This window comes from Flavobacterium sp. TS_SC_5 (genome assembly GCF_056156265.1).
The window spans coordinates 1855468-1869669 of sequence record NZ_CM149588.1 but is presented as its reverse complement, the minus strand read 5'-3'; the positions used below and the strand labels follow the sequence as shown (position 1 = coordinate 1869669).

The 14202-nt window shown below is 34.8% G+C and carries 15 protein-coding genes; 7 read left to right on the top strand and 8 right to left on the bottom strand.

Annotated elements, in window-relative coordinates; translation table 11 throughout:
• Nucleotides 1-232: 232 nt before the first annotated feature.
• From AC0J6S_RS08245 to AC0J6S_RS08220, 6 genes are all read right to left on the bottom strand, one after another.
• Nucleotides 233-1198: a sodium-dependent bicarbonate transport family permease gene (locus AC0J6S_RS08245; RefSeq protein WP_474956252.1), complete on the bottom strand. Its 966-nt coding sequence runs from the start codon at nt 1196-1198 to the stop codon at nt 233-235.
• A gap of 36 nt (nt 1199-1234) precedes the next feature.
• Nucleotides 1235-2587, bottom strand: coding sequence for a dihydroorotase (locus AC0J6S_RS08240; RefSeq protein WP_474956251.1), 1353 nt, complete (start codon nt 2585-2587; stop codon nt 1235-1237).
• A gap of 3 nt (nt 2588-2590) precedes the next feature.
• Entirely contained in the window at nt 2591-3550 is a 960-nt protein-coding gene (locus AC0J6S_RS08235; protein WP_474956250.1) for an L-threonylcarbamoyladenylate synthase, read from the bottom strand.
• A gap of 3 nt (nt 3551-3553) precedes the next feature.
• On the bottom strand, nt 3554-4390 hold the full coding sequence (locus AC0J6S_RS08230; RefSeq protein ID WP_474956249.1) for a DUF6671 family protein: 837 nt from the start codon (nt 4388-4390) through the stop codon (nt 3554-3556).
• A 3-nt stretch (nt 4391-4393) separates the two neighbouring features.
• Nucleotides 4394-4684: a hypothetical protein gene (locus tag AC0J6S_RS08225; protein ID WP_474956248.1), complete on the bottom strand. Its 291-nt coding sequence runs from the start codon at nt 4682-4684 to the stop codon at nt 4394-4396.
• Nucleotides 4685-4878: 194 nt separating this feature from the next.
• Nucleotides 4879-5022, bottom strand: coding sequence for a hypothetical protein (locus tag AC0J6S_RS08220; protein WP_474956247.1), 144 nt, complete (start codon nt 5020-5022; stop codon nt 4879-4881).
• 140 nt (nt 5023-5162) lie between these two features.
• On the opposite strand from AC0J6S_RS08220, the gene AC0J6S_RS08215 reads away from it, so the two are divergent.
• On the top strand, nt 5163-6104 hold the full coding sequence (locus AC0J6S_RS08215) for a LysR family transcriptional regulator (protein ID WP_474956246.1): 942 nt from the start codon (nt 5163-5165) through the stop codon (nt 6102-6104).
• A gap of 172 nt (nt 6105-6276) precedes the next feature.
• On the opposite strand, the gene AC0J6S_RS08210 is transcribed toward AC0J6S_RS08215, so the two are convergent.
• Together AC0J6S_RS08210 and AC0J6S_RS08205 are read right to left on the bottom strand one after the other, a co-directional pair.
• Nucleotides 6277-7827 carry a DUF2254 family protein gene (locus tag AC0J6S_RS08210; protein ID WP_474956245.1) on the bottom strand — a complete coding sequence of 517 codons (1551 nt, stop codon included), beginning with the start codon at nt 7825-7827 and terminating at the stop codon, nt 6277-6279.
• Between the two features lie 259 nt (nt 7828-8086).
• Nucleotides 8087-10192 carry a TonB-dependent receptor domain-containing protein gene (locus tag AC0J6S_RS08205; RefSeq protein ID WP_474956244.1) on the bottom strand — a complete coding sequence of 702 codons (2106 nt, stop codon included), beginning with the start codon at nt 10190-10192 and terminating at the stop codon, nt 8087-8089.
• Between the two features lie 169 nt (nt 10193-10361).
• Here AC0J6S_RS08205 and AC0J6S_RS08200 point away from each other — a divergent pair, with 169 nt between their 5' ends.
• The 6 genes from AC0J6S_RS08200 to AC0J6S_RS08175 all read left to right on the top strand — a co-directional run bounded on the left by AC0J6S_RS08200 (nt 10362) and on the right by AC0J6S_RS08175 (nt 14121).
• Nucleotides 10362-10763, top strand: coding sequence for a DUF2721 domain-containing protein (locus tag AC0J6S_RS08200; protein ID WP_474956243.1), 402 nt, complete (start codon nt 10362-10364; stop codon nt 10761-10763).
• A gap of 156 nt (nt 10764-10919) precedes the next feature.
• Nucleotides 10920-11870, top strand: coding sequence for an EamA family transporter (locus AC0J6S_RS08195; protein ID WP_474956242.1), 951 nt, complete (start codon nt 10920-10922; stop codon nt 11868-11870).
• Nucleotides 11871-11884: 14 nt separating this feature from the next.
• Nucleotides 11885-12238, top strand: a complete 354-nt coding sequence (locus tag AC0J6S_RS08190) for a DoxX family protein (protein WP_474956241.1) — start codon at nt 11885-11887, stop codon at nt 12236-12238.
• A gap of 4 nt (nt 12239-12242) precedes the next feature.
• The gene (locus AC0J6S_RS08185) at nt 12243-12851 is read left to right on the top strand and encodes an alpha-ketoglutarate-dependent dioxygenase AlkB family protein (RefSeq protein ID WP_474956240.1); all 609 of its coding nucleotides are present in this window, start codon (nt 12243-12245) and stop codon (nt 12849-12851) included.
• A gap of 44 nt (nt 12852-12895) precedes the next feature.
• Nucleotides 12896-13732, top strand: a complete 837-nt coding sequence (locus tag AC0J6S_RS08180) for a sterol desaturase family protein (RefSeq protein WP_474956239.1) — start codon at nt 12896-12898, stop codon at nt 13730-13732.
• A gap of 110 nt (nt 13733-13842) precedes the next feature.
• Nucleotides 13843-14121, top strand: coding sequence for a DUF2805 domain-containing protein (locus AC0J6S_RS08175; protein ID WP_066081282.1), 279 nt, complete (start codon nt 13843-13845; stop codon nt 14119-14121).
• Nucleotides 14122-14202: the final 81 nt, after the last annotated feature.

Here is a 14202-nt window from a genome sequence, read left to right as displayed (position 1 = left end):
TTTTTTTATTGTTGAATCTTTTTAATCATCGTGAAATAATGACTATGCATACTCAAGTAGCGCGAGCGTTCCATTTGTATACATTCTCATAAATAAATATTTATAAATTAAACCTACAAGCTTAAACTTGCAGGTTTTTTTGTTTCAAATACCAACAATTATACTAATTCACTTTATTAACATAGTTTATGAAGCAATCTATATATTCTACTCATTTAGACAAAGCAACTATTTAAAGGTGACACAATACAATTGAGAAATAAATGGGCATTCCAAAAGTAATGTTAAAAGGAAACGTCACTGCTAAAGCCATGGGCAAAAAGATTCCTGGATTCGCCTTTGGTACTGCAATTTTCATGGCTGCCGGAACTGCAATGTAGGAAGCGCTTGCCGCTAAGACTGCAAAAATAAAACGGTTCCCAACATCATCTGTAATAAATTGACTTAAAAAAGCGACGATACAACCATTGATGAGCGGAAAAACAACTGCAAAAAATACGCTGAACCAGCCACTTTTAAAAAAATCATTTAATTTTCGGCCACTTACAATTCCCATATCCAATAAAAACAAAGCCAAAAACCCTTTGAAAATATCTGTCGTAAAGGGCTTAATTCCCAATGCCTGCTGATCACTTGCTAAAAAACCAATAACTAAACTCCCCAGAATCAAAAGTACACTTCCATTGGTAAACGAATGTTTAATGATAGTACTCATCTTGGTCTTTTGAACACCTTCTTTACTGAATAACCGTATTAAAATCACTCCTATAATAATCGCAGGAGCTTCCATAAGTGCCATCACAGCGACCATGTGACCACTAAAACTGTAGTTTTGAATTTCTAAAAAAGAAACGGCTGTCACAAAAGTCACCGCACTCACCGAACCATAAGCGGCAGCTATAGCCCCAGAATTCTCAATACTAAACTTCCTCTTCAAAATAAAAAAAGTGTAGAGGGGAATTAATCCTGCAATCAACACACCAAAGAGTATCGACCAAAGTATATCCGTAGTAAAATGACTGTGAGCCAATTCTTGTCCGCCTTTAAAACCAATGGAAAAAAGAAGGTATAATGATATGAATTTAGAGGTGTTTTCAGGAATTTCTAAGTCACTTTTGACATAGACCGCTATAATTCCTAACACAAAAAACAATAGGGCTGGATTGGTTAAATTATCGAACAATAAACTGAAATTCATATTTGATTATATTTAAAATTATTTTTTGTTTTTGGATTATCGAATCCTTTCAAACTGTAATCTTTTCCCTCTAACATCCGTCTGGACAAATCCTTTTTCATAGACTAAAGTTCCATTGACAAAAGTAGAAATGATGCTGCTTTTAAAAACTTGCCCTAAAAAAGGAGACCACTCGCATTTATACAACAGAGAATTAGTCGTTATTTCCTGTTCATTATTTAAATCGACTAATACCAAATCTGCAAAATAGCCCTCACGGATGTAGCCCCGTTCTTTGATTCGATATATTTCGGCTACATTATGGCTCATTTTTTCCACTATTTTCTCTAAAGGAATTTCACCGCGATGAAATAGTTCTAAGATTGCTAAAAGGGCGTGTTGTACCAAAGGTCCGCCTGAATGTGCCTGAAAATAATTACCTGCTTTTTCCGCAATAGTATGTGGAGCATGATCCGTAGCAATTATATCAATGGAATTATTTAGTAGTGATTGCATTAAACCTTTTCTATCGTAATCTGTTTTTATAGAGGGATTCCATTTAATTTTGGAGCCCAGCCTATCATAATCGGCATCTGAAAACCAAAGATGATGCACACAAGCTTCAGCTGTGATTCGTTTTTCTCTGATTGGTATATGATTACCGAATAATTTGGCTTCCGCCAAAGTTGAAATGTGAAATAAATGTAAGCGAGTATTGTGTTTTTCAGCAATTTTCAATACGCGTTCAGTAGCACTTAAGCAAGCTTGCGTATCCCGGATTAGCGAATGATAAAAAAAAGGAATATCATCCCCATATTGAAGTTGAAACTTCTGAGTATTCGCTTTTATAATTGCGTCATCTTCGCTGTGCAAGGCGACAAGCGTATCCGTTCTTGAAAAAAGTTGTTCTAAAAATTCGGGATAATTGGCTAAAATACCGTCATCATTGTTAAAATAAAGGCCGTCATCCGTAATCCCACATACATTTTCAGTATCTGTTTTTAAAGCTTGCTCTAAATTGTTTTTAGAAATCCCCATGAAAAAAGAATAATTAGCTACTGATTTCTCAGCTGCCATCCGGTACTTCTCTTCTAATAATTCCTGAGTAAGCGTATTTGGAATCGTGTTTGGCATATCCATAAATGAAGTAATACCACCCGCCACAGCCGCCACAGATTCCGTGAAAATAGAACCTTTATGAGTTAATCCAGGATCTCTAAAATGAACTTGATCATCAATCACGCCGGGCAATAGGTAAAGTCCGGTTGCGTCAATCTCCTTGTATTTTTTTTGAGGATCTAACAGCCCAGGAGGTGCTATTCTTTCAATCCTTTCTTGCGATATGAGTACATCTAATTCAAGTATCTGTCCCTCGTTGACAACTTTCGCATTTCTTATTATGACATCCATATTTTATTTTTGAGTAGCTCTTTTTAACCGGTCATTTATAGTTTTGCCCAAACCAAAATCTGGAAATCGTTCGGCTATAATGCAATCGAGATGGGAATTATCCAACCGATGCAAAGCGGCATACAGTTGTGAAGCTGCTTCTGCTAAATTTCCTGTCGGGGATAAAACTTCTTGTTGTACAATTTTGGGATCATTTACCTCGTTTTGGAATACGATAACTCCAATTTTTTGATCTGGAAACGTTATCAGCTTCTTCTTCACATCGGCTGTCAAAAAAGTTGTCGTTAAGGGTGCATAATGCTTAGAAAGCATACCTGGTGCCACTGGAGCGATATTATCATGGGTAATCATTTTCACCGGCCCCACAACTGCTTCAATATCCTCTACGGACAAAGAACCAAGACGGTATAAAATAGGTTCTCCATTTTCAAATCCTATGATAGTTGATTCTATTCCTCTTTGACAAGCTCCCCCATCCAAAACCATTAGTAGCTCCTCTGCAAAATAGTCGGCGACATGTGTTGCCGTAGTGGGGCTGATAGAGCCAAACGGATTAGCACTTGGAGCCGCTAAAGGATAGGCTAACTCATTAAGCAGGGCTAAGGTTTCTGGGTGGTTTGGAACTCTGACCGCAACGGTATCCTTACCAGCGGTAACCAAATCCGGAATGCCAATTTGCTTTTTTAAAACCAAAGTTAAAGGTCCCGGCCACAAAGCTTCCGCTAACAAGGCCGCTTTTTCAGGAATGTCTCTCGCTATTTCAGAAAGCACAGTTGCGGATTTTATATGAACAATTAACGGATTAAAAAATGGTCTTTGTTTCATCGTAAAAATACGCTCGATGGCTTTTGGACTATAGATATTCCCTGCTAATCCATAAACCGTTTCAGTAGGAATACCTATAATTTGATCTTGATTTAAAAGTGCAACAGCTTTTGGAATCGAATTACTAATTATACTCATATATTAAGGGTTACAGAAATCGCAGAATCCTGGTTCTTCTGTTGTTTTTTGATGGGGATGCATTTTTTCGGAACTAAAAGAACACTTTTTACAACTGTAAATAAAACTCAATGTTGAGCGAGTGGGCGCTGAACACCAGGAACAAGGCAAGCCTTGTTTCGCATCAGTCACACTAAAACCGGGAGTTTTACAACTGGGACATTCGCTTTTTATCGCGTCTAATAATTTTTGTGCAGCAATTTTGATGACACCCATTCGTGTGGGATTGTAAAGTGCACGCATATCGGTTTCAGCATAAACACTTCCATGAACACGCATTAAAAGCTGGAACGAATCCTCCAAATGACTGTTTGTGGTAATTCCTTTAACTAGTCCTGTGATGTCATCAGGCTTGGTTCTCAATAGTATGGCATGTGACGGGAACTGTACTTTATTTGCAAAATCCAAGAGCATTTCTGTATTGAGGATGTTTTCTGCGTAAAAATTAGTATTCAGACTTAGTTCGCGGACCACTATTTCCAAATCATTTTTTTTATCGATAAAAATTAAAAATTCGTCGTCTGCTTGTGCAAAAAAAATAGAAGGATGTGAACCAAAAGAACCTTCGCTGGCAACTCCCAGATCACAATCAAATTGTACCATAGCCGCTAGACACTTTGCCCTTACGGTTTCCAGTGCTGTATCTTTTCGATCTATTTCTCCGGAAAAAGTTCCAAAAAAATCCGTGTCATAGTTTTCAGGTACAAAGCACCGTACTCCTAGTCCTTCCTCCAGAATCGGAGCGATCACTTGTTCTTTTTGATGCTTAGTTGCAATCAATATTCGTCGGCCTTCAAACATTGCTTAATCCTTATTTTTGGGTTTAAGCACTACTTGAATAACACCTTCAATTTGCAAATCCATATCCTTTACTGCCGCTTCCTTTATAAGCTCCTTAATGTACGCTGATGCATCTAAAAGTGTCTCCTGCCTTATTTTTGAATGCGGATTCTCTTTATTGAACCGAATCTGATTGCTAAATATTTCTAAATTATGATAGTTAATCTTACTGTTTATCAAAGAAAACAGTACTTTTCCTGCTTCTGATGGTGAAAACTCCCCTTCAACCAACTTAAATTGATATTCTTTTTTCATATTGCTTTATAATAAAATTTTGTTTTTTTGTAATGTATAGGTCGTGAAAAATATTCCTAAACCTAGAAACAGTGTGAAAAATAAATTGTTAGGTTCTAGGATTGTCAATAGTATTCCAACAATTAGCCAAATCACCGCAAGGAGTAAACTAATTTTTATTTTTTTATTTATCATAGGGATTAGTTTTTTTATTTTTACTTAATGGAGCGCGTTAGGAATACCCCTCCTCTATTATTTTTTTTCTGAATCAATTCCAGAAGTCTTGCTTTTAAATAAACTTTTTCATCAAATTCAACCTGCGCACCCGCTGCTTTAATAGTTTTTAGAGTAGCATCCATGATTTCAGGACCTATTCCGTCTCCTTTTGCGATTGTTATTCTTTACATCTGTTTATGGTTTACTTTTTTTCTGACAAAGGTATATTGGGCTATTCATAAATTTTTATTTATATTTGTAATGATATACATTAAAATAATTTATGAATTACACACTCCATCAGTTACAGGTATTCTTAAAAATAGCACAAAACGAAAGTATTACAAAGGCTGCAGCAGAACTTCATCTTACACAACCCGCAGTATCTATTCAATTAAGAAATCTCCAAGATCAATTTGATGTTCCATTAACTGAGGTAATCGGAAGAAAACTCTACGTAACTGATTTTGGAAAAGAAATTGCCATGGCAGCTGAAAAGATTCTTAATGAAGTTCATGCTATCAATTATAAAACAATGGCATTTAAGGGCCAACTTACGGGAAGATTGAAAATTTCTGTGGTATCCACAGGTAAGTATGTTATGCCCTACTTTTTATCTGATTTTCTAAAAATGAATCAGGGTGTAGAATTAATTTTGGATGTAACAAATAAAATAAAAGTCCTGAAAAGTTTAGAAAGAAATGAAGTAGATTTCTCTTTAGTATCTGTATTGCCAGATTCTATACAAATTGAAAAAGTTGAGTTAATGCCAAATTCGCTATATCTTATTGCTAATAGTGACCAAAAAACAACAACAGGAATCCAAGATCAAAATATTGTCGAAACCCTATCAATTATCTATCGGGAAGAAGGGTCAGGGACAAGATTCGTAATGGAAAAATTCATTGAAAACAATCAATTAACAGTGTCAAAAAAAATGGTACTCACTAGTAATGAAGCTATTAAACAAGCGGTTCTGGCCGGACTTGGATGCTCAATTATGCCCTTAATTGGAATCAAAAATGAACTTAATAATCGTGATTTACAAATAATCCCTGTAAAAGGATTACCACTTCAGTCAAACTGGAATTTAATATGGCTAAAGGGTAAGAAATTTTCGCCGGTCGCTGCTGCATATTTAAAATTCATACAAGAAGAAAAAACAAGAATTATCGAGCAAAAATTTAATTGGATAAATGTAATAAAGGATGTTAATCACACTTAGAACGAATATGAACTATGACAAAATGATTTTACAGAAGAAAACTTTAGCATTTTTTTAGTTTGTAAATTTACATTTCTGTCTCAAAATCGATTTTGACTACCGCGATCTTGTTAAGACCATAAAACAGGCACCAATCTCGCTGATTGATAGCAGCTTTCTTCATCCAAACTTTCTACGTTAATTCATTTCCATCTTTATAAATAGTATCGGCATTCACTTTGTAGGCTTTTAGATATTTAATCCCCTCAATTTCAGCGGTTGTAATTTCTGAATTATCCGAACAATGATTCGTTTCGTAATGATCTAAAACTCCTTTTAATTCCAAAGCTTTAATTTGCAACTTAGCTTCTTGTCTAAATCGAGATAATTCTCTCTCTACAATTATTAATTTTTCTTTTGATATTTTTAGCTTCCCTTTTTTGTATTGTGACAAATTATAAATTTCAAGTAAATCCATTTCTTCAACTTGCTGGATTAAAATTTTCAAATTGAAAGGGTTTTCAACTAATGGTAAAATAACCCTGATTGATCTGATAATTCTTTTTACAACGGTTGGATCTTCTTTTCCCCACTGAAAAATCTGATCGTAGCAAAAGTCAATAAATTCCTCAAAATTAAATTCATTAACTTGTATTTTTTTGGACCCTAAAGTCCTAGAATCTGTTGAGGGAAATTCTCGTATGGCTAATTCTTTTGCTATTTCCCCTATTTGATCAATACAATTCAAACAAGTTGTTGGGTCATTTACCGCAGGAGAGATGGCTTTTATGGCAATATCTACCAGTTTTCTGACACCAAAATTCACATCTTGCGTATGGCTTCTGAACAATTTAACTTTAAAAGTAGTGCTGACAATCGTTCCTACTTCTTTCTGCAAACGAAGTACCTGATTCATTTGGAGTTCCTCGCTAAAAACCAATACGATAAGTGTAGTGGTATTTTTCATAATAAATTCACCAACAATTGGTTTTTGATAAGCGTCTTCAAAAAATACGCCCACATCAGAGCTACTGATATATTCCGTTATTTTTTCCAGTTTTTTATAATTCACGCTATCTAAATAACCGGTTTCAAATGGACTTACGATTTTTACTTGAAATTTATCCGGGTTAATTTTGGAACGTTTGTAAAGAAGGTTCTTTCCTAAACTCCAATTTTCCTGATACAAATCATTGATTTCTTCAACCATTTCCGTTTTGATTCCATTTGTAATACTGGAAACATTCATGTTTATACTTAAATAGCTAATCATATTAGGATAAGACCATACCAGACAATAAAAAGCAAGCAGAGAGCCTGTAGTAAGTGTTAAAAGAAAAGAAGTTTGGTAAAAAACAGAAGCTAATTGCGGTAATACACACAACGAAATGGTACCCACAAACAATCCGATAAATTGTTGCATCTTGATGTTATTTGACAAAAAATGTCTCAAAATTCGGGGTGAAAACTGAGAGGATGCCAACTGCATCACAACAAAAATAACAGAGAAAGTAGTTAATGAAATTCCAATAAGAATGGAGATTAGAATAGTAGAAACCGGAATCAGCCGGTTGTAAATATCCATTTCATTGATATTGAATCTCATTCCAAAATCCACATAATAGTCAATCGCCAATAAAACAGAACCAATAATAAACGCATAAATACCACTGGTAAAGGTACCCATATGTTTGATCTGATGTTCTAACATACTCTTTACCCGCTGTCTTAATTTTTGTATCATAATTTTAATTTCAATAGATAAATATAGCCTAAATATGTCTTTTTCCGAATGATTTGGCTTGCTTTATACATCAAACAGAAAAGTAGTTGATACAGTACACTTAGCAAGAACTTATCAGAACTGATAAAAAGTAGAAATATTGGCGGCTTTCGTAAAGAGAAGTTTCCAGATCATTTGATAAAATTTTAAACCATAAAAAACCTGCAAGCGTAAACTTGCAGGTCTTTGTGTTTAAAATTAAAGAAATAAAATTGTACCGTTATTGATTCAAGATATTTCCTTCTTCTTTTTTCTCTTTATTTAATAAATTAGGGTCTTCTTTTGCCAATTTGTTTTTAGTCGGGATTTTGTAATTTACACTGAACCCAAAACGGCGTGTATCGTTTTTGTTTGCTAATAACAAAGGCGTACCAACAGAACTAAACACAAATCGGTTGGAATTAAAGATATCATCCGCACTTATGGAAACGGACAATTGGTCCTTAAAAAACTTTTTAGAAAATGTCAGATCAAGCGTATTATTAAAAGGTTTCTCCGCAATGAAATAAAAATAATTCCCCTTCGACATGATGTAATTAAAGTTAGCTACAAACTTGATGTCTTTTGGCAACACAATTTGAGACATCAAATTAAACATCCAGAAACCATTAGTATTAATTTCGGGAATCTGATGAAACTGATACGCGGTATACACATATAAAAAATTCATTTTATCCGGATTAATATTCATTTTCATGGTTTCTTTAAGGCCTTCTGTAAACAACATATACGGAATTGGCAATCCCACATTAAAGTTGTGAATTTTGATTTGCGGGACGTTTATATTTGTATTTACAACAACATCATCTGTTAGTAATACTCTGTTGATTACCTGATTTTCCGCAGAACTTACATTATATCCGATAAAAGCATAATCAAAAGCACTCAGTTTTGCTTCATAATTGTCAAAAATAGTAGGCTGCAAATTCGGATTTCCCGAGTAATCTATATTTGGATTCTGATAATTGGTGTTGTTTGGATTTAAAGCAGAAGTGCTTGGCAAACTTATTTTCTTGTTGTAATTCACATTAAAATAAACCGAATTACTGAAATTATATTGAGCACTGACATTTGGAAAAAAACGGAACTGCTTGAACGGAATTAAATCAGCGGTGTTGGTTTTTCCGGTAATATTGTAATCTTCTGCTCTACCGCCCACAATAAAATTGAACTTATCAAATTTAGTTTGCAACTCTCCATAAGCAGCTGCCGTTTTTCGCTGATAATCCAAATTGACAATTTCCATGTTTTGGGTTTCAAAAAGAAGCGCTTCATACAAGCCACCAAAGCTTATTTTCCCTTCTTCCGAAAATGCAATAGGTTGCGAATAATCAAATTTAGCATTATACAATTCCTGCGTCGAAGCATTATCTAATAGTGTAGCATTATTAGTTCTAGAATTCAGTGTGAAATCATTTTGGTTGCTGTTATAATTGAATCTAAAATCTAATTTTTTGGATTTATCCTCAAACTTTTTTTGGAAAGTAACTACAAAATCCTGACGTAAAGCATCTGTAAAAGAGTCATCATTAGTACTAAAGCCGGGACCATTTCCTAACGTATTGCTATTATTGTTGCTGTAGTTTACATCGTAATTAAACAACAATCGGTCGTTGCCAATATCAAACGTCAGGGCAGATTTTACAAAATTAGTACGCCCGAAGCGATCCGCCTCAGTAGTGGAAAGTAGCGAAGTCGTATTATTTTCATTTTTTGTAAGTGAAGTCCACACCGCAGATTCTCTATAATTTTGTCCAACATTCAATTGCCAACCAAAATATTTATTCTTGGCATTCAATAACAAACTATTATTGATTCTCCATCTCAAGTGGTCGTAACTCGTAAAATTAGTACTGTTGGTATAGGTAGCGCTTAAATAATTTTTAGCGTTTTTATTCGTGATGATATTCATAATCGCACCACCTGAAGTAGCGGGAAACTCGGCTCCCGGTTGGGTGATGATTTCAATTTTTTCGATGGCGTTCGCAGGCATTCCTTCCAGAAAAGAATTTAACTCATTTGAGGTAATATTAAGCGGTCTTCCGTCCATAAAAACATCCAACTGTTTGCCCTGATACATCATCCCGGCAACATCTGAAGCGATAAGTCCCGGCAGTTTTTTTATACCTTCTAGCACGGATCCTGAATTCAAACTAGGCTGCCCGGAAAAATCAAATATGGTTCTGTCCGCTTTTTGTTCAATTGCTTTCTTAGTTTTTACAATCGCAACTTCATTCAATTCTACAGCCTTTTTGGGCTCTTCTTGGGCTGAGAGTGTGAATATTGCTCCTAAAAAAAACATACTTAAAAAATAATTCTTTTTCATCGTTTCTATTTGTGTTACTCCTTTAGTAGCACTATAATTCTAAATGTTACCAAAAAATGAACTGATTTTGGAAAATTGTTATATTTCACAAGACTAAAAGATCGATTTTAGCACAGAATAACGAACTTTGCAACTCATTTTCAACTGCAATTCCAAAACTAAATCAAAAATGATTTTACAAATAGAAACTCCTGCATTACTTTTTGGCGCAACGTCGCTGATTTTATTGGCGTATACCAACCGGTTTTTAACGATTGCCACAATCGTCAGAGGTTTAAAAAAAACCTACAAGGAAAAACAAAGTGATGTGATTTTATTGGAAATCAACAACCTTAACTTACGATTGACTTTGATTCGCAACATGCAAATGGCGGGCGTTTTAAGTCTGTTTTTATCTGTTTTTGCCATGCTGTTATTGTTCTTGGAACAGCAAACAGCCGGAATATATCTTTTTGGTCTGAGTTTATTAGGATTATTAATTTCATTGGGATTATCGTTTTGGGAAATCAGTATTTCGGTAAATGCATTGCGATTGCATTTGAGTGATTTAGTCGAGAAAGAAGCGAAATGAAACCTACATTCATCTAAAACACCTTAGTTCATACTTTAACCACCTCACTGCGAAGCGAAATCAAAAGAGAATAACAGTCTCAAATATTAAGTACCAATTTATACCTCATAACTAGTAACTAAACCCTATCTTTGCCCGCTTTTTAAAATTGAAAAAATGATTAAGAATAATGTTCTAAAAGGAGTTTTCCTAGTAGGTCTTGGCGCAACGAGTTATGGAATGCTGGCTACTTTTGTAAAAATAGCCTACGGAGAGGGTTTCACCACACCCGAAGTTACCATTGCACAATTTGTGTATGGAATCACGGGAATGCTGCTGATTAATATGTTCCAAAAAGCTAAAAAAGGAAATAACGTTGTAAAAGCATCCAAAAAAAACATCACGCAGCTAATGCTGGCGGGAACTTCGCTGGGAATGACGAGTATCTTTTATTATTTGGCCGTTAAATACATTCCTGTTTCGATTGCTATCGTTTTATTGATGCAGACCGTTTGGATGGGCGTTTTATTCGAAATGATTTTAGAAAAGAAAAGACCTTCCACTCAAAAAATAATATCGGTAATCATCGTATTATTTGGAACGGCGCTTGCCACAAATTTGATTCAAAGCAAAGTAGAATTAGACTGGCGCGGCATCGTTTTAGGACTTTTGGCTGCTACTTCCTTTACAACAACCATGTTTACCGCAAATCGAGTAGCCACACATATTTCGTCAGCGCAACGCAGTTTATTTATGCTCCTTGGTGGTGCAGTAATCGTAACCGGATTTGCAATTGCGACACAAACGACTCCTTTCAATTTTGAGATTTTCATGAAATGGGGAATAATACTGGCTCTTTTTGGAACTATAATTCCTCCTTTATTATTCAACGCAGGTTTCCCACTTACCGGAATTGGTCTGGGAAGCATCGTTTCGGCACTGGAACTTCCCGTATCGGTACTGATGGCGTATTTTCTTTTAAGCGAAAAAGTAATTCTGCTTCAATGGGTTGGAATTGTTTTAATCATCTTGGCAATTGTGATAATGAACGTGAACTTTAAGAAACAAGACTTAATTTCTATTTTAAACATTTGTGCTAATTTCATTAAAAATTTTATAAATTCGTGATAAATAACTTTATTATGAATTTACCTTGGCATTTATATGTGATGGCTTTTGTTTACTTTATTGCAGGATTAAACCATTTCAAAAACCCGAGATTATACCTGAAAATCATTCCGCCTTATTTTCCGAATCCAAAATTATTAAATCACATTAGTGGTTTAGCCGAGATAATTTTAGGGATATCATTGTGTATTCCGGTGCTTTCTAGCTACGCTGCGTGGGGAGTAATCGCTTTATTGATTGCCATTTTTCCGACGCATTTATACATGTATTTTGATGAAAAAGCAAGAATGGGTTTGCCAAAATGGGTTTTGCTTTTGCGAATGCCTTTACAATTAGTTCTCATTTTCTGGGCGTACCAATACACATAATCCAGTGAAATCACTTTTCGAATCCACATCAGAACCCTTATTTCTTGATTTGCCAGACGCTGAAATTATCTATTACCCTCAGTTTTATGACAAAGAGCAAGCGGATATTATTTTTGCCGAATTAGCAAAAGAAATCCCTTGGCAACACGATGAAATTCGGGTGTATGGAAAAATTCATCCACAACCTCGCTTAACGGCTTTGTTTGGAAACGAAGGAAAACCCTATTCGTACTCGAATATAACCATGCAACCTCATCCTTGGAATTTGCTTTTGCAAAAGCTAAAAACGAAAATCGAAAATGTTTCGGATACCATTTTTACAACCGTATTACTCAATCAGTATCGCGATGGAAAAGACAGCAACGGCTGGCACGCCGATAACGAAAAAGAATTAGGAACAAATCCTGTGATTGCCTCGTTGAGTTTTGGCGCCGAGCGCACTTTTCAATTGAAACATAATTTGGACAAAGACCTAAAAAAAAGTATCATTTTACAACATGGAAGTTTGCTGCTGATGAAAGGAACCACGCAGCATTTCTGGAAACACCAAATCCCGAAAACAGCAAAACCCATTCACCCAAGAATAAACCTTACTTTTCGCGTTATCAAATAGATATTTTATAAAAATGTATTAAATTTGAAATAAATATTCCCATTATGAATGATATTATTGCTTATTTTTCCACAATTCCATCATCACACCGAAGCTTAATTCTGGTGGGTGGAATCACTTTTTTTTGGTTACTTGAAAATGCTTTTCCGCTTTTCAACTTTACCTACAAAAAATGGCAGCATGCGGGAATAAATATATTTATGACCTTTACTACTATTGTAGTCAATTTTTGTCTCGCATTTATTTTATTAAAAACTGCCGATTGGACTATTGCCAATAATTTTGGGATTTTACAATGGCTGCCTAAAATGTCATTGTGGTTTTACGCTTTCATCGGATTACTTTTATTGGATTTAATTGGTGCGTATCTGGTGCATTTAGTGGAACATAAAACCAAATTCTTATGGCGTTTTCATTTGATACATCATACGGATACCTGGATTGATACCACAACAGCAAACAGGCATCATCCGGGTGAAAGTGTAATTCGGTTTGCATTTACTGCTTTCGGAGTTTTAATTATTGGAAGTCCCATGTGGATGGTTTTCCTGTACCAAACCCTATCGGTTGTGGCAACGCAATTCAATCATGCTAATATTTCACTTCCGAAAAAAGTGGATACTGTTTTGAGTTATTTCATCGTTTCTCCAGATATGCATAAAGTACACCATCATCATGTTTTGCCGTACACGGATAGTAATTACGGAAATATATTTTCAATTTGGGACCGACTTTTCGGGACTTTCATGACGCTGCCGAAAGAAGAAATCATATATGGCATAGACACTTACCCTGATCCGGAAGACCACAATGAATTAAAAAATTTATTAAAAATACCCTTTCAAAAACCACCATTGAAAGAAATTAGGCGAAAAGCATAAAAAAAATGACCTTTTGAGAAAATCTAATTATTTTTTTTCTTAATATTGGTATCAAATTAGAAATGTAATTTATTAATCATTAACAACTTATTTGAATTAATTTTCACGTGATGAAAAAGAGTAACCGAAAAGAATTGAACTGGGAGCAAACAGAAAAACTTGTTACAATGGCTTTAGAAGAAAAAAATCCTTTTGAAATCATAAAAAAAGAATTTGGTCTTGCAGAAAAAGAGATTCTTGAGATCATGAAGAAGAAGATGCCCGCAGAAAAATTTGAAATGTGGAAAAAGAAAGCGACTGCAAATAAACCAAAACCAAAACCCGTTAAAATTGATGATTTTGATGAAGATTTGGATGGCAAATATTATATAAAAAACAAATTAGATTAACTTGTAAACTCCTTCTAAGGAGTTTTTTTGTTCTGTAACAAACCGTAATGTAACCGTAAAATTGAATGTTCAGTCAACCCC

Bases quoted from the DNA above. Each gene is read 5' to 3' on its own strand.
- AC0J6S_RS08245 (WP_474956252.1), bottom strand. From the start codon at position 1,198: ATGAATTTCAGTTTATTGTTCGATAATTTAACCAATCCAGCCCTATTG.
- AC0J6S_RS08190 (WP_474956241.1), top strand. From the start codon at position 11,885: ATGAATTTACCTTGGCATTTATATGTGATGGCTTTTGTTTACTTTATT.
- AC0J6S_RS08180 (WP_474956239.1), top strand. From the start codon at position 12,896: ATGAATGATATTATTGCTTATTTTTCCACAATTCCATCATCACACCGA.
- AC0J6S_RS08205 (WP_474956244.1), bottom strand. From the start codon at position 10,192: ATGAAAAAGAATTATTTTTTAAGTATGTTTTTTTTAGGAGCAATATTC.
- AC0J6S_RS08175 (WP_066081282.1), top strand. From the start codon at position 13,843: ATGAAAAAGAGTAACCGAAAAGAATTGAACTGGGAGCAAACAGAAAAA.
- AC0J6S_RS08240 (WP_474956251.1), bottom strand. From the start codon at position 2,587: ATGGATGTCATAATAAGAAATGCGAAAGTTGTCAACGAGGGACAGATA.
- AC0J6S_RS08210 (WP_474956245.1), bottom strand. From the start codon at position 7,827: ATGATACAAAAATTAAGACAGCGGGTAAAGAGTATGTTAGAACATCAG.
- AC0J6S_RS08225 (WP_474956248.1), bottom strand. From the start codon at position 4,684: ATGAAAAAAGAATATCAATTTAAGTTGGTTGAAGGGGAGTTTTCACCA.
- AC0J6S_RS08215 (WP_474956246.1), top strand. From the start codon at position 5,163: ATGAATTACACACTCCATCAGTTACAGGTATTCTTAAAAATAGCACAA.
- AC0J6S_RS08220 (WP_474956247.1), bottom strand. From the start codon at position 5,022: ATGGATGCTACTCTAAAAACTATTAAAGCAGCGGGTGCGCAGGTTGAA.
- AC0J6S_RS08195 (WP_474956242.1), top strand. From the start codon at position 10,920: ATGATTAAGAATAATGTTCTAAAAGGAGTTTTCCTAGTAGGTCTTGGC.
- AC0J6S_RS08230 (WP_474956249.1), bottom strand. From the start codon at position 4,390: ATGTTTGAAGGCCGACGAATATTGATTGCAACTAAGCATCAAAAAGAA.
- AC0J6S_RS08200 (WP_474956243.1), top strand. From the start codon at position 10,362: ATGATTTTACAAATAGAAACTCCTGCATTACTTTTTGGCGCAACGTCG.
- AC0J6S_RS08235 (WP_474956250.1), bottom strand. From the start codon at position 3,550: ATGAGTATAATTAGTAATTCGATTCCAAAAGCTGTTGCACTTTTAAAT.